The sequence below is a fragment of the Gemmatimonadaceae bacterium genome, assembly GCA_036273715.1.
Classification (GTDB): domain Bacteria; phylum Gemmatimonadota; class Gemmatimonadetes; order Gemmatimonadales; family Gemmatimonadaceae; genus JADGGM01.
Window position 1 is genome coordinate 23,957 of sequence record DASUHB010000044.1, and the last position, 15,961, is coordinate 39,917.

Annotated in this window: 13 protein-coding genes; all 13 read left to right on the forward strand. The window is 64.4% G+C overall.

The annotated features are described in order from the left end of the window. Window positions 1-1,356 (forward strand): hypothetical protein, encoded by a 1,356-nt coding sequence (locus tag VFW04_10070; protein ID HEX5179667.1) that lies wholly within the window; start codon window positions 1-3, stop codon window positions 1,354-1,356. Window positions 1,357-1,359: 3 nt separating this feature from the next. Beyond that, the gene (locus tag VFW04_10075) at window positions 1,360-2,157 is read left to right on the forward strand and encodes an FkbM family methyltransferase (GenBank protein HEX5179668.1); all 798 of its coding nucleotides are present in this window, start codon (window positions 1,360-1,362) and stop codon (window positions 2,155-2,157) included. Between the two features lie 41 nt (window positions 2,158-2,198). Continuing rightward, complete coding sequence (locus tag VFW04_10080) at window positions 2,199-3,653, forward strand: hypothetical protein (protein ID HEX5179669.1); 1,455 nt, start codon at window positions 2,199-2,201, stop codon at window positions 3,651-3,653. 456 nt (window positions 3,654-4,109) lie between these two features. Continuing rightward, window positions 4,110-4,772 (forward strand): glycosyltransferase, encoded by a 663-nt coding sequence (locus VFW04_10085; GenBank protein ID HEX5179670.1) that lies wholly within the window; start codon window positions 4,110-4,112, stop codon window positions 4,770-4,772. Further along, window positions 4,769-6,001, forward strand: coding sequence for a glycosyltransferase family 4 protein (locus VFW04_10090; protein HEX5179671.1), 1,233 nt, complete (start codon window positions 4,769-4,771; stop codon window positions 5,999-6,001). The genes VFW04_10085 and VFW04_10090 overlap by 4 nt, the downstream gene beginning before the upstream one ends. After that, entirely contained in the window at window positions 5,998-7,221 is a 1,224-nt protein-coding gene (locus VFW04_10095) for a glycosyltransferase family 4 protein (GenBank protein ID HEX5179672.1), read from the forward strand. Before VFW04_10090 ends, VFW04_10095 begins: the two co-directional genes overlap by 4 nt. Beyond that, window positions 7,218-8,399 (forward strand): acyltransferase, encoded by a 1,182-nt coding sequence (locus tag VFW04_10100; protein ID HEX5179673.1) that lies wholly within the window; start codon window positions 7,218-7,220, stop codon window positions 8,397-8,399. Before VFW04_10095 ends, VFW04_10100 begins: the two co-directional genes overlap by 4 nt. 22 nt (window positions 8,400-8,421) lie before the next feature. Next, on the forward strand, window positions 8,422-9,525 hold the full coding sequence (locus VFW04_10105; protein ID HEX5179674.1) for a glycosyltransferase: 1,104 nt from the start codon (window positions 8,422-8,424) through the stop codon (window positions 9,523-9,525). Between the two features lie 90 nt (window positions 9,526-9,615). Beyond that, complete coding sequence (locus tag VFW04_10110) at window positions 9,616-10,320, forward strand: FkbM family methyltransferase (protein ID HEX5179675.1); 705 nt, start codon at window positions 9,616-9,618, stop codon at window positions 10,318-10,320. A gap of 15 nt (window positions 10,321-10,335) precedes the next feature. Continuing rightward, window positions 10,336-11,604 (forward strand): glycosyltransferase family 4 protein, encoded by a 1,269-nt coding sequence (locus VFW04_10115; GenBank protein ID HEX5179676.1) that lies wholly within the window; start codon window positions 10,336-10,338, stop codon window positions 11,602-11,604. Between the two features lie 25 nt (window positions 11,605-11,629). Then, the gene (locus VFW04_10120) at window positions 11,630-13,549 is read left to right on the forward strand and encodes a heparinase II/III family protein (protein HEX5179677.1); all 1,920 of its coding nucleotides are present in this window, start codon (window positions 11,630-11,632) and stop codon (window positions 13,547-13,549) included. Window positions 13,550-13,580: 31 nt separating this feature from the next. Next, window positions 13,581-14,399, forward strand: coding sequence for a hypothetical protein (locus tag VFW04_10125; GenBank protein ID HEX5179678.1), 819 nt, complete (start codon window positions 13,581-13,583; stop codon window positions 14,397-14,399). After that, window positions 14,396-15,961: bi-domain-containing oxidoreductase (locus VFW04_10130; protein HEX5179679.1), on the forward strand; the 1,566-nt coding region annotated here is incomplete at its 3' end. The genes VFW04_10125 and VFW04_10130, both read left to right, overlap by 4 nt.

Genomic DNA, 15,961 nt, shown 5'->3' on the forward strand with positions numbered 1-15,961 from the left:
TTGCGCACGGTGCTGATCTTCGCGCATGAATGCGCGCCGTATCACGCGCCAACATCGACAATCGGTGCGCAGCGGGTCGCGCAGTTCGCCAAGCATCTGCCGAGCTTCGGCTGGCGAGCGATAGTCATTTGTTGCGACGCGCGCGAACGAGGCATAGGCTTCTCGACTGATGTCGCGGCGCGCATCGAACGCCAGGTCGAGGAAGCCAGCCCCGATGCGTCCTTGATCATTCCGACTCCTTCGCTGCCGTGGGATGGACTGTTGGATAGGTGGTGGCGCGTGAGCGCGCGGCGAGCGTCTAACGCGTGGCAGCGAGTTCTATGGCGAAAGCCACTGACTGCGCTCAAGCAACTCACCAATGGCGACTACAGCTCTGCATGGCAGCCGTGCGCACGTCGCGTGGCAGAGATCGTCGCACGGTCGGTGCGAGTCGACGCGTGCATTGGTGAGCACACGCCCGATGCCGGCTTGCTGCTCGCGCGATGGTTCGCTCGGGAGACAGGCGTGCCGTGGGTAGCAGATTTCCGTGATCCTGTGCTACGACCGTTTCCGACAACCTTGCGGGCGCTGTACCTGCCCCGTATTCGATCACTACTTTCGACCGCTGCGCACCTGATCAACGTCAATGATCATTTGGCTGATCTCGATAGGGTGTTGTTAGGCCGCCCGGCTATGAGCATTCCTAACGGATTCGATCCGGAAGAATTCGGGCACGTCGAGATGCCGCCGCGAACCGCGCCCTTTACGATCGCGTATTGCGGCAACCTCAATCCCGATATTCAAACGATGCGCCCGTTCTTCGAGGCGCTTCGCATCGTGGCGGCAACGTTGCCTAACGACGACGCAGGCGGCGTTCGTTTTGTGTACCGCGGTAGCGCCACATCCTATGTGAGAGAGCTTGCGCGCACGGTGGGCGTTAGCCGAATGGTCGATGCCGATGCCCACGTTCCACGGGAGCAGGCGCTGCGGATCTTGCAGTCGTCCGATGCCTTATTGCTGCTGTCGATCACTGGGCGTGTACAGGAAGATAAGTACCTCGCACGGGGACTCTATCCGGCCAAGACGTTCGAGTATTTCGGTGCGAAGCGGCCGATCCTCTGTGTTCCGGGCGATGGCGGGATGCTCGACGATCTGATCCGAGCTACGCGAACCGGAGTCGTGCTCAGCGATCCCGTTAGAATTGCAGAGTACATACTAGCATCGCAGCGCGAGCGTCAGAGTGGCCAGTTCGCGACGTATGCGCCAAACGAAGAGCTCGTCAACCAGTTCACCAGGCAGCGTCTCGCGGGAACTTTGGCAGTGTTGTTGGACAGGCTTGTGTCAGGCCAGCCCATGAGACTGCCTAACGCCAGCTGAGTAATGCTGCGTTCTCTTTTGCGCCGCCTGCCGCACGGGCGCGCGCGCGCCGCGCGTTGGGCACGTCATCTGTATCGGCACCCATTCGTCGATACTGTCGAGCCGGCCGAACTCGACATCCGGCTCTGGATCAACCCGCGCGATTGCTTCCAAGCGGAGATATGGGTCGGCGCATACCAACCGCACGTTGTCCGCTGGATCCGGAATAACGTACAGACGGGTGACACCGTGCTTTGCCTGGGTCTCCACGTCGGCTACGTGGCCGCGCTCTGCCGCCGACTCGCTGGCCCAACCGGCCACGTCTTCTCCGCCGAGCCGGACGCGCATGCCCGCGAGTTCGCGACGCGCAACCTAGGGCTCGGCGACGAACGCGATGCGCCGATCGATGTGTTCCCAGGCGGATTCGGCTCTGCCGAATCAAGCATACTACTCTACCAGTCGCGCGTGGCCGGTCACTCGTCGTTCGCGGCGCCGCATCAGCCAGATCGCACGGTCGAGGTCCAGGTCCAACGCGCGGATATTTTTCTCGGCGCGCGCGGCGTGACAGCGATTGATGTCCTCGTGCTCGATGTCGAGGGCTGGGAACTCGAGGTGTTACGCGGCCTTGAAGGTACGCTCGGTCGATCAAAGCGACTACGCGGATGCGTAGAACTCTCGCGCTGGGCGCTCGCGGACGCGAGTACGACGGCGCCGGAGGTGCTGAGCTGGCTCGCGAAACGCGGTGTGAGTCTACACCATTTGGCGGGTGACGATTGGGCGACCACTCCGGTCGCCTCCGCGAAACAGCACCTCGACGCGTAAGGCGCTAGCGTGCTTTGTCGCTACCGTCTTGACCTCACTCCTTGATCGCGCAGAAAAAGCTCCCCGCGCAACGGGTGCTTCTGTGGCTAGCGCTCATTGCCACCGTGCTTGGGATTCTCGAGCCGTCCGCCATGCTACTGTCGATCGCGGCTGCAGGCGTCGGCATCGCTGTGGTCGTGCGCGACATCGCAGGTTTGAGGCGTGGTGCGCTCACACCGATGACATTTTTCTCGCTGGCATTCGCCATAACCGGCGTCGCCAACGCCGTGGCCGTCCACTCACTTATCGAACGCGGCAACCAATCGCCGTTCGATCTCTACACTGCGCCGGATTACGTCTACTTCGCTTGCGAACTAATGCTGGTCGGCGGAACGGCGATCCTCGTCGGCTTCTATACTGCGCAACGTTGGCGGCCATGGCGTACTGTTGGGAAACTCCTGCCAAAGATCAAGGCGCGCGTAAACGACCGAGACCTGATCGTTGGCGGCGCTGCAATCGCCGTCTTGAGCATACTTATCACCAACGCGCTCGGCGCGAACCGCTTCGGCGCGGTCAGCGGGCTGATCGCACGCCTGCCTGACCTGACGATCTTCACGCTCAGCCGTCTTGGCGCCGTGCGCCGGTCGCGCCGCGTGATGATGGTCGCGTTAGGCCTGATGCTGGTCGTGGCCGTGCAAGCGGCGCTATTCGCGTACCTGCGAGCCGAGATCTTGCTGCCGATTCTTGCCCTGCTCACGGGGCTCGTCGTCGGAAGCCGCTCACTGGCCATCCTGCGCCGCCGCGCCTTGATTCCCGTCTATCTCCTAATCGCGCTGTTCGGTGTCAACTTCGCGACGTTAGGACGCATCCGATCCGAAGCAGGCGGAGGCGAAGCTCGTGTCGCAGCCTTCCGCGCCGCGTCGACAGCGAACGCCTCCGATTCCACGAGCGATGCGTCGGCCATTGTGGTCCGTCTGTCGACGATTAATCAACTGTCGCAAGTCGGACTACTCGCCGTCCAAGGGGGCTTTCTCCATGGCGCGACACTCGAATACTTGGCTTTCGCCTTCGTGCCTCGCTTCCTGTGGGCCGCCAAGCCGAAGATCGCGAAGGGAGCGTGGTTCGCTAACCGAATCGGCCAAGCGATCTTGCGCCCGGATGGCACGTACAACAACTCGATCAATATGACGGTCCCCGGCGAGCTTTATCTGAACTTTGGATGGGGCGGCGTCGTGGTCGGATCATACTTGTTCGGCGCGCTACTCGCGCTTTTCTGGTCGACCGCGATGTTCTGGGCAGACGATAGCAATCCGCTCGGGACTGCATTCGGATTCTATCTCCTTTTGATTGGCATCGGGCTCGTCGCCGACCTGCAGATAATCGTCACGCTCGTCGCGATGTACTTGCTGTTCCTCGCCGGATCTCTGGTCATATCCGGCGTGCGAAGGAGTAAGCCGCTTGCGCCGATGCAACTGGCCACAGCTGACGTGCCAGCAGCCGCACGATTGCGAACCTGAGTGATGTCGCTGCCCCCCACGCGGATCCCCTCATACGAGTCTGCAGCGGACGACGCGCTGACGCCTAACGCCAATGGGCGGCGAGCCATCGTGGTCTGCGACCAGTGGCTCGGGAGCAATGGCTACGCCGGGATGAAAGCGCTACGTCGCGCAGGCTGGAGCGTTGAGGTCGCCGCCGAGTGGGAGTTCGTTCCGGTTCGCTGGCGTACAACGGGGATGCGCGTCGTTGGACGCATGGTCCGAGCCTCCGCAGTACGCGAGTTCAACGCGCACATAGCGGCCGTCGCTCGAGACTTGCGCCCGGAAATGTTCCTCGCGTTCAAGGGGATGTTCGTACAATCGAGAACAATCGATGCCATGCGCCAACTCGGCACTCGATCGTACTGTTTCTACCCCGACGTCTCCTTTCGCACGCACGGGCCTTATCTTGCTGGCGCGCTCCCACGATACGACTGGGTGTTCACGACCAAATCGTTCGGCCTGCACGACCTGCGCGACCAGCTTGGTATGCCCCGCGCGAGCAAGCTCGATCACGCATTCGACCCGGACCTGCATCGCCCCGTTTGTCTAACGAAGGACGACATCGATCGCTATCAGTGCGACGTCTCATTCATCGGCACGTGGTCAGCAAAGAAAGAAAAGGTCCTGTCATCTCTCGTAGCCGCGCGGCCGAACCTACGGCTCCGCGTCTGGGGCCACCAATGGAACCGGGCGAGCGCAGCCGGCCCATTGGCCAAGTGCATTGAGCATCGTGCGGTCGTCGGTGGCGAGTACGTCCGCGCGATCGCCGGCTCGGCGATCAACCTCGGGATACTGAGTGAACAACGCACCGGCTCATCGGCTGGCGATCAGATTACTAGCCGAACGTTTCACACGCCGGCGTGCGGTGGCTTTCTGCTGCATGAACGAACGCACGAGGTGCTTCAGATCTTTGACGACGGATCGAGCATCGTCTGCTTCGGCGATGACGCCGAGATGATCGAGCGCGTCGACGAGTATCTGGCTGCACCCGTCCGCCGGCGGGAGATCGCGGAACGCGGTCGACGCGTGGTCGAATCCACGCACAGCTGGGACGCGCGGATTCAGGAAATTCTCGCGCTTCACGACGCGCAACGATGAGCGACGCTGGCTCGTGTCGTCTCGCCATTCTAGCATCGCACCCGATTCAGTATTTCACGCCCGTGTATCGCCGGCTCGCAAGCGTGCCTGGCTTGGAGGTCGAAGTCTGGTACTGCAGAGATTTCGGTGCGCGTCCGAGGTACGATCAGCAGTTCGATCGCGTCGTCAAGTGGGATGTCGATCAGCTCGATGGATACAGCCACCGGTTCTTGTTCAACGCGAGTCCAATCAGCAACACCTTCAATCCGCTACACGCGATCAACCCCGGCGCATTCTGGCGTATGTTTGGCAGATTCGATGCGCTGTGGGTGAACGGCTATTTGTATCCCAGCAACTATCTCGCGGCAATCGCCGCGAAGGCGTCGCGCGCGCGCGTCCTAATGCGAAGTGAGCTGCGCGCCGATATGCGTCGGGATTCGAAGGTGCCGCAATCGCTTCGCGACGCGATCATCCGTCGGTGGATCGCGATGAGCGATGCCTTGCTCTACATCGGCTGCCGCAATCGCGAGGCATACCTCGCGTACGGTGCGGATGACAGCAAATTGTTCTTCACACCCTATAGCGTCGATGTCGACGAGCTCGCGGCAGCGGGCGCGAGACGCGCCGATTGCGGCACGTTGCGTCGGCAATGGGGCGTCCCCGAGGATCGCATAGTACTCTTGTTCGTTGGGAAGCTCACGCCACGCAAACACCCCGAAGCAATGCTGCATCTCGCCGCCGAGTGTGGCAGAAATGTACAGATCGTGCTGGTCGGCAGCGGCCCGCTCGAGCAGCAGCTCCATGCCGAAGTCGCGCGCATTGGTTTGACCAACGTATCGTTTCTCGGATTCGTCAACCAGCGCCGCCTGCCCGAGGTCTACGCTCTCGCCGATGTCTTCGTAATGCCATCGGAAAACGAACCATGGGGACTCGTGCTCAATGAGGCGATGGCCGCTGGCCTGCCGCCGGTCGTGTGCGCGGATGTGGGCGCTTCGGCAGATCTGATTCGCGAAGGCGAGACCGGCTTCACGTTCGCGAATGGCGATTGGAGCGCAATGACGGCGCTCGTCCGGCAGCTCGTAACTAATCCTAAGGCTCGAGCGATCGTCGGCGCAGCGGCGCGCACGGTGTCCCACCGCTATAGCTATCGCGCGACGGCGAGTGGAGTGGTCGACGCGCTCACATCGTTAGGCGTATACGCCACACCATCCGCGGTGACCGCTATGAGACCTGCGCACGACCGCGCGTGACGGGTCGCTTTCTCGTCTGTGGGGCGGCGCCGGGTGCAGCCGCAGGCAACGCGACCAGCACACAAGTGCTGTGCGATGCGTTGGAGACTTTCGGCACGGTCGACGTGCTGACGCATGCCATTCGGCCGATCCCGACTTGGCACGAGGCACAGACAGCGGCGCACCGAACGATCATGGTCGGCGTCCAGCCGGCTCTCGTGCACGGAGAGGCCCTGATCCCGGGGCGATTGTTTCGTCGCCGCCTGCGGGCCGCGCGCTACGATCTAATCTGGGCGGTGAATTCCCGCTACGCCGGAGTTCCAAGCGGCGCGGGTGTTCCATATCTCGTCTGGGAAGCAACGCCGATCCGCGACGAGCTGCGCGCGATATCCGTGCGCGAAGTTAGGCGGGCGGGTCGCGGCTCTGGCGCCGGTCTCATCGCGCATCGGGCGAGTCTCGCGTTGGGCGAACGCCTCGAGCGTCGGGTTCTCGTGGGCGCCACCAAGCTGTACGCGATGAGCGAGTACACCCGCGAACGCCTGTTGGACATTCACCGGTTGCGAACGTCACACGTGGATGTTTTGCCGCATCCCCCGTCCCGCGCCTTTCTCGATACGCTGCGCAGGCACGGCGGCGCGGCCGCACGTGCGCCGCGAAGGATCGATGCTGTACCTCGCCTCCTGTTCGTTGGGCGAGCGGATGATCCGAGGAAGAACGTCGCGCTGCTCTTCGACACGTGCCGCCTGCTCGAGGCCGCGGGGATCCCCGCTCGTCTCACCGTAGTCGGTCCTCGAACGGAACGATGGGCGCAAGCGCAGGATCTCTCTCCGAACATCGAGCTGGTCGGTCCGGTCGAACTCGATCGGTTGGTTGCGTTGTATCTCTCGCACGACGCGCTGGTACTTCCGTCGAGACAAGAAGGATTCGGCATCGTTGTAGCCGAAGCGCTCCATACTGGACTGCCCGTCATATCAACGCCCTGTGGTGGTCCCGAGGATGTCTTGCGCCAGAGTAAGGGCGGTATGATCGCGGGCTTCACGACCCAGGAGCTCGGCGATGCGATTCAGGCGGTCGTCACTAGCTTCGACGCCTGGAATCATGCGTCACGCTGTGGCGCGCAGTTCGCTGCGAGGGTGTTGTCGTTCGAGAGCCTAACGGACAACGTGCGCCGAATCTTGACCACCGTCATCGAAGGCGAGAGCCCGACGAGGGCTTCCGCCGTTGTCGCGACTGCTCGATGAGCGTTGCTGACAAGCTGCTTCCCCATCTGTCGCGACGAACGACGTCGGGCCAATTCATCGCCGAGATCGACGGGCTCCGGTTCGCGTCCATAGCTCTCGTTGTGGTGTTCCATCTGAGCGGCTATACCGTGGGCAAATCATCGGCAATCCAAAGCGGGACACTCAATGACAATCTGTTGGCCCGCATTGCCGCGACAGGCCACTACGGTGTTCAGCTCTTCTTTGTGATCAGCGGGTTTGTGCTCGCGCTGCCCTTCGCTCGGCATTACTTCGATGCCGCACCCGCTCCTCGGCTGCGCGCGTACTATCTCCGTCGAGTCACGCGTCTCGAGCCGCCGTACATCCTCGCCATGCTACTTGTGTTCGTGGTCGCCTCTGCATTTTTTGGCGCGTCGTCGAGATATCTCTGGCCGCACTTACTTGCCAGTCTGGTATACCTACACAATCTCATGTACGGCGTGCCGAGCGTCGTCAACGTCGTCGCTTGGTCGCTCGAAGTCGAGGTACAGTTTTATCTGCTTGCGCCGCTTCTGGCGTGTGTCTTCGCCATTCGTCTTAAGTTAGGCCGCCGCCTCGTCGTCTTCGCCGGAGTTGCAGGCGCAATCCTATTGCAGCGCTACGAGATTCAAGTCGATTCGCGGCTGTCGCTCACGCTTCTCAACTACCTTCAATATTTTCTGCTCGGATTTCTCCTCGCGGACTTTTATCTGTCGGAGTGGCGTGCTCCATCTCCCAATCAGCGCGTGTGGGATGCCGTTGGGGTGTTGTCATGGATCGCCATGGTCGCTGTGTGGGTGAACGTTCCACGACCCTTAGTGCTCTTTCCTCTTCTGGCGCTCATTGTCGTGTGTGCGACGTTTCGAGGTCGCCGGCTGCGTGCCGTATTCCGCAATCCCTGGGTCACGACAATTGGCGGCATGTGCTACACCATTTACCTGTTGCACTATCCTATCATCTCTGCAATCGGCCGACGCACTATTCGCATCGCGGCGAATGACGGCTTTGCACTGCACCTTCTCGTCCAAGCTGCGATTGTACTTCCGCTTCTCCTCTTCGTTTCCATCGTGTTCTTTGTAGCGATAGAGAGACCGTGCATGCAGAAGGATTGGCCGCAGCGTTTCGCCGCCGCCATTCGCTCGGCGTCCTGGGCGCGAACGCGGCAGTGGTATCGAGCGTGATGCGCTTGGGGCGGGGCGCCTGATGCGTATCCTCATCGACGCCCGATCGGTGCGGACCCCCGCGGGGTCCCAGATCTTCCGAGGTCTTTGCCGTGGCTGGCTTCACGACCCGCGCGTTGATGCAGTCATCGCAGCCATTCCGAGAGGTTTTACCGAATCGGAAGTTCCGCATGACGTTGAGCCATTACGCGTGGCATCGAACAATTGGGCGAGCCACCTGCTCACCGACTTGCCACGCGCGGCTGATCGGACCCGCGCTGACATCATCTTCTGCCCGAATGGAGTCGGACCGGCGGACACACGTGCTGTCGTGTACCTCCAAGACATGTTTCACTTTGTCTTCAAGGCGGCGTCAAACTCTGCAGCGCGGATCGCCGTCCAACGTGCGGTCCGCGCAGGCATCCGTGCGCTCTCGCATCCGTATCATCGCGTCGCTATCGCGGTTTCTCCTGCCATCGCGCTGGCAGCAGAAAGTCGCTTCCGGGTGCCCATCGAGATAGTCCCGAACGGCGTCGACGTCAGTGATCTGCTCTGGCACGGCGGGGGGGCATCCGTTCTCGTGTTAGGCGGCATAGGTGCGCGCAAGGACGAAGGGACGGCGCTGAATGCATGGGCGGCAATTGAGCGGCCGGACGGTATAATGCTCACGTTGGTCGGAGTCGAACCAAAACAACGCCGCGCGAGGCTGCGCCTCATGGCCCGAGATTTAGGCATCGGCAAATCGGTCGTGATACGCGGAATGCTGTCTCGTGGCCCCTATCTCAAAGAGCTGGCGCGGTGTGTCGTCTCGATTTCTTGTAGTCGGCTGGAAGCCTTTAGCTTGCCGGTGGCCGAAGCATTGATGATGAACGCACCGATCGTCTGCAGCGATATTCCGGCGCACCTTGATCTGATCGCCCGAGCCGGCGCAGGTCGCATCTTTCCCCAACGCGACTCTGCTGCGTTGGGCGCCATCATCTCGGAGGCACTGCACGGTGTGCTCCCCCCACGCACGGGTGGACCGGTGCCGGGTTGGGACTGGCACAGCCGCGCCGCGCAGCAGATCGACATCTTCGAGCGCTACGTGCTCGACCCGCTGGTCGCAAAGGATCATCGGAAGGCTTCAATGCGCCGCAGCGGCTCCTAACCGAATCACTCGCGTGTCGCATTTTCGGCCAGAACGGCCGGCTCGCTCGTGAACCTCTCCGGCATATCCAATCGGTCCGTCGCTGGCCGGTTGCTGCGCCTGCCGCTGCGGCTCATTCCGTCTGAGATGCCGCTGCGAATTCTACAAGGGCCGCTGCGCGGATATCGCTGGATCGCCGCCTCGAGCAACCACGGATGCTGGCTCGGATCCTACGAGTATGCCAAGCAACGACTCTTCGCCCGCAGGGTGCACGTCGGCGACGTCGTGTTCGATGTGGGAGCGAACGTCGGGTTCTACACGCTGCTCGCAGCAGCAAGAGTTGGCGAGACTGGTCGGGTCATCGCGTTTGAGCCGCTGCCGAAAAACGTGCAGCGTATCCATCAACATCTTCGGCTCAATCGCCTTGAAAATGTGCAGGTGATGGAGGCGGCGGTGGGCGCACGGAGTGGAACCGCACGCTTCCAACCGCACGCCAGTAATGCCATGGGGAAGGTGTCAGCCAATGGAATTGTCGGCGTGGAGCTCGTCTCACTCGATGTCCTCACCGATTCGAAGTCGATTCCCGATCCGACCCTCATCAAAATCGATGTCGAGGGCGCCGAGCTGGATGTGCTCAAGGGCGCCGCACGCACGCTCGATCGGGCGCGTCCGGCCATTCTGCTCGCAACGCACGGATCCGTCGTTCATCGAGCGTGCTGCGACTTTCTTCGAGCTGCTGGCTATTCGCTCGCTCCGAGTGATACGTCCGTCGCGTCGATCGATGACACAGACGAAATCCTCGCCACGCCAGTATAACGAGTAGGTGAGAGCGTGACAGCCGTTCGATACGATCCGACGGGCGACGCTCGAACGATCCTCGCTCCGGCGAGCGCGCACTTCCGCCTCCTCTGGGTCAACCACTTCGCCGTCGCCCCCTCCGATGGCGGCGGCACGCGCCACTTCGACCTCGCCCACGGCCTACGCCCCCACGGCTGGCACGTCACGATCGCCGCCTCCGACTTCCACCTCCACTCGCGGGGCTATACCCGACGCACGGCGCCCGAAGAAAATTCCGCGATCGCCGAACGCGTCGATGACGTCGACTTCCTCTGGCTCTACGCCCCGCCCTACAAACGCAACGACTGGCGACGCGCCCGCAACTGGCTCTCGTTCTCGCGCTCCCTCGGCCGCCTTTCGCCTAACGCAACACGGCCCGACGTGATCATCGGATCCTCGCCGCACCTCTTCGCCGCCCACGCCGCGTACCGCATGGCCCGCCGACTTTGCGTACCCTTCGTCCTCGAGATCCGAGACCTCTGGCCCGAAAGCATCGTCGCCGCCGGCGGCCGCCGCGGTCCTGCCTACCACACCCTCGGCGCCCTCGCCAAACACCTCTACGCCCGAGCCGACCGCATCATCATCCTCGCCCGAGGCACCGGCGACCACCTCGCCGCCCGCGGCGTCGACTGCCGCAAGATGGTCTACGTGCCTAACGGAGCTGATCCCGCGCCAAACCCGCACCCGTGGCCGGCGCCCGACGCACCATTCACGCTCGTCTACGCCGGCGCCCACGGCCCCGCCAACGGCCTCGACACGGTGCTCGACGCCGCCGCGCTTGTCAAAGACCGGCCGATCCGCATTCTCCTCGTCGGCGACGGACCCGCCAAAGCCGCTCTCGCCGCTCGCGCCGCGCGCGAGCAACTGCCTAACGTCGAGTTCCGCGACCCCGTCCCCAAGACGGCCATGCCGGACCTCCTCGCCTCGGCCCACGCGGGCCTCATGGTCCTCCGCGACGCGCCACTCTTCGCCTTCGGCGTGAGCCCGAATAAACTCTTCGACTACCTCGCCGCGGGACTGCCCGTCGTCTGCAACGTCCCCGGCGAAGTTGCCGGCATGCTCCGCGATGCGGCCGCCGGAGAACAGGCCGCGGACTCGTCGGCGCGCGCACTCGCCGACGCCATCGTCCGCCTCGCCAAACGCCCGCCGGACACGCTCCGCACCATGGGCGACGCCGCACGCGACTGGATCTCCCGCGAACACAGCCGCCCCGTCCTCGCCCAACGACTCGACGCGGCCCTCCGCCCGCTCGTCGCCACGTGATCGTCGCACGCCCCGCCCGATGCCCGTGACGCCCACGCCCCGCGACTGGCCCGCCATCGCCGCCACCATCGCGCGCACCTACGGCCTCCGCGGCCTCGCCCAACGCGCCACCCACGAAACCCGCCGCGCGTTAGGCGCGTTCCGCGCCACACCCCGCCGTGTCATCGACTTCGCCCCGGCGCCCATGCGCCACCCATTCGCCGTCGATGCCGCCGCCCTCACCCATGCCACCAACCCCGCGCAAGCCCTGGCCCGCGCCGACCGCGTCCTCGCCGGCGACTACCAGGCCTATCGCACCGTCTGGCGCCCCATCCCCGCCGGCCCGGCGGCCTGGCACCGCGCGCCTAACGAAATCGAAGTCGAAGCCGACCTGCCCTGGTGGCGCGCGTTCCCGCGCGAGGACGCCGGCGTCGACGTCAAAGACATCTGGGAACCGGCACGCTTCGGCTGGACCTACGACCTCGTCCGCGCGTGGATCGTCACCCGCGACGACCGCTACGCCCAAGCCTTCCACCACCGCCTCGCCGATTGGATCGAAAGCAGCCCGCCCTTCCGCGGCGTCCACTGGGCCTGCGGACAGGAATCCACCATCCGCGCCATCGCGCTCCTCTACGCCGAGGCGAACCTCGTCGGCGCGCCGTCGAGCGATGAACACGCCATGGCGCGCATCACCTCCGTCCTCGCGGCAACGGGCGAACGGGTGAACGACGCCATCGGCCACGCCCTCTCGCAGCGCAACAACCACGGCATCTCCGAAGCGGTCGGCTTGCTTGCGTTAGGCGCACGCTTCCGCGGCACGCACCCCGCCGCCGTCGCCTGGGCCAGCCGCGGCCGCCGCCTCCTCGAACGCCTCATCCTCGCCCAGTTCGCCGAGGACGGCTGGTACATCCAGCACTCGTTCAACTACCTCCGCCTGGCGCTCGACATGTGCATCGTCGCGCGGCGCCTGCTCCTCGCGTCAAGCATCGACTTCTCCCTCGATGCCACCGAGCGCCTTCGCGCGGCCACCGAGCTGCTCCTCGCGGTCATCGACCCCGACACGGGATCCGTGCCCAACCACGGCCACAACGATGGCGCCTTCGTCCATCCGATCACGCTCCGCGCCTACCGCGATTACCGCCCGGTCGTCACCGCTGCCTGCGCGTCGTTCGACGTCCCGCTCCCATCCAACGTCGCGCCCGACGGCGAGACGCTCGCGTGGTTAGGCCTCCCAAGCCCGCGGCAAGGCGAACCCTTGGGCGACGGCGTCCACTCCGGCGTCTCGGGTTGGGCATCGGCGCGCGCGGGCAGCACCGCGGTGTTCCTCCGCGCCGGCTCGTATACGTCGCGCCCCGGACACCTCGACGCACTCCACGTCGACGTCCGCCTCGCCGGACGCGACACCATCGTCGACGGCGGCACCTTCGCCTACTTGGGCCCGCTCCCGTGGCGCAACGCGCTGGCCGCCGCCCGTATCCACAACGGCCCGCTCGTCGACAACCAGGAACCCGGGCTCCGCGGACCGCGCTTCCTCTGGCTCCGCTGGCCTAACGCAAAGCTGCTCCGCGCCGCCCGCGAAGGCGACACCATGGTGCTGTCCGCCGAGGTCCCCGAGCGCGTCCGCCGAACGGTCCGCGTCGAACGCGAGCTCGTCCGAGTCGACGACCTCATCCTCACATCCACAGCCTCGACAGTCGCCGTTCGCTGGCTGCTGCACCCGTCTGCTGACCCCGCTATCCTCCACGTCGATGGCGACTCCACTACCCACGAGGCACGCGAATCCGAGGTGATGGGCTGGTATTCTCCGGCCTACGGAGTAAGACTTCCCGCCAATTGGATCGAAGTCCAACGCCCCGCAGTTCTTGGCCTCCACATTTCCTGCGACATCGGAACGCGCCATTCCTCGACGCCGAAACGAGGCCTCGGTCTGGAAGTCATGGACTCCGCTCTGCCCACCGTCGACTGAACTCCCCGTCCTCCCTGCCGAGGTGACACCCATGTTCGCGCGCGCTAGTCTCGCCGTGGCTGCACTGCTCGCTCTCACCGGTGCAGGAAAGCCAACAGCACCACCGGTCCTAACGATCGTCGCAACCGACTACGCCTTCACCGTGCCCGGCGGCGCGAATGCGACACTCCCGGCCGGACCCGTCACGTTACGCCTGATCAATCACGGCAAGGAAATTCACATGATGGGCGTGGTGCTCTTGGGCGACACCACCGCGGCGCAGTTCATCGCGGCGGTCAATCACCATGGATTCGTCGGAACCGAAGTCGGCGGCGTGAACGGCGTCGCGCCCGGCGATACCGGTACCTCGACGGTGATACTCAAGCCGGGCAACGCGGTCATTGCCTGCTACATCGAGAGCGCCGACCACAAGGAGCACGTCCTCAAGGGCATGTTCGCGCCGATTCGCGTCACGCCTAACGCTGGAGTCGTGGCCGCGGAGCCGCACACCACGTACGATATCTCACTGCGCGACTTTGCGATCACAGTGCCTGAAGGACTGCGCGCCGGCCCGCACGTGTTCCGAGTCGACAACCAGGGGCCGGCCACGCACGACCTCATGCTCTTCCGCATGTCGCCCGGCGCCGACACGGCCGATGCGATGGCATGGCTCGAAAAATCCGCCGTCGGCAGTACACGCGCCCACCCGCTCGGCGGCATCGTCGGCGAAGAGCATGGGCTGCACTCGTACTTCTTCGCCAATCTCACACCCGGCGACTACATGCTGCTCTGCTGGATGCCCGACGCGAAAACAGGAATCCCGCACTTCTACGGTCACCACATGTGGACCAGGTTCCACGTGTCGTCGTGAAAACACTGACGCATTCGTTCTCGACCGGCGCGCTCTCGCTCCTCGACGCGCCGCTCCCCGGCGCGTCGCCGCGCACGATCGTGGTCGAGTCGCGCGCCAGCGTGATCTCGGCCGGCACAGAGCGAATGCTGGTCGAGTTCGGCCGCGCCGGGTTGCTCGAGAAGGCGCGCCGCCAACCCGACAAAGTGAAGCAGGTGTTGGACAAGGTTCGCACCGACGGCCTCTCCACCACGCTCGCCGCCGTCCGGGCGAAGCTCGATCAACCCATCCCACTCGGCTACTGCAACGCCGGCGTCGTGGTGGACGCCGGCGCCGCGTCGGGATTCCTAACGGGCGACCGCGTCGTGACCAACGGAGCGCACGCCGAGTACGTGCGCGTGGCGCGCACGATGGCCGCGCGCATCCCGAATGGTGTCACGTTCGAGCAGGCGGCGTTCACACCGGTCGCGGCCATCGGCCTCCAGGGCATCCGCCTCGCCGCGCCCACGTTAGGCGAAACGGTGGTCGTCTATGGCCTCGGTCTCATCGGCCTGCTCACCGTACAGTTGCTGCGCGCCAACGGATGCAGAGTGTTGGGCATCGACCGCGATGCCGGCCGCCTCGCACTGGCCGAACGCTTCGGCGCTACGCCCATCAACGGGAGCGACGGCGACACCGTCGCTCGAGTTCTTGCCCTCACGAACGATGCCGGCGCCGACGCCGTTTTGCTCACCCTGGCTTCCGATTCGGATGAGCCGGTCCACGAAGCCGCGCAGTTCGCGCGGCAACGCGGCCGGCTCGTCCTCGTCGGCGTCACTGGCCTCGCCCTCCGCCGCGATGATTTCTACAAGAAGGAGCTCTCGTTCGCCGTCTCGTGCAGCTACGGCCCCGGCCGATACGACGCGTCCTACGAGGAACAGGGCGTCGACTATCCGTTAGGCCACGTGCGCTGGACCGAGCAGCGCAACTTCGACGCCGTCCTGGCACTCATGGCCGACGGCCGCCTCGATCCATCGCCGCTCGTCACGCACCGCTTCCCATTCGAGCGGGTGCAGGATGCGTACGATGTCGTCACCGGTGGGACTGGCAGCCTCGGCGTCGTCCTGGCCTATTCCGACCGCGCCGTGGATGCGCCGGCGCCGCGCACGATCGTTCGAGCGCCGCGCGGTGCGCCGACAGGCGCGACATCGGTTGCGCTCATCGGCGCCGGCAACTTCGCCACGCGCACCCTGCTCCCCGCGCTCCGATCGGCCGGCGTTAGGCTGCATACGATCGCGTCCGGCAACGGCACGTCCGCCGCCATCGCCGCCGAGCAGTTCGGATTCGAGCGCGCCACCACGGATCTCGATGCGGTGTTCGACGACCGAGACATCGCCGCCGTGTTCGTGCTCACCCGCCACGACACGCACGCCGACCTCGCGGTCCGCGCGCTGCGCTCCGGTAAGCACGTCTTCGTCGAGAAACCGATCGGCCTAACGGAAGAAGAGGTCGAGCGGGTGGCCGAGGCCGCGCGCGAATCCGGACGGATGCTCATGGTCGGCTTCAACCGCCGGTTCGCGCCGCTCACGCGCGAGCTCGAGTCG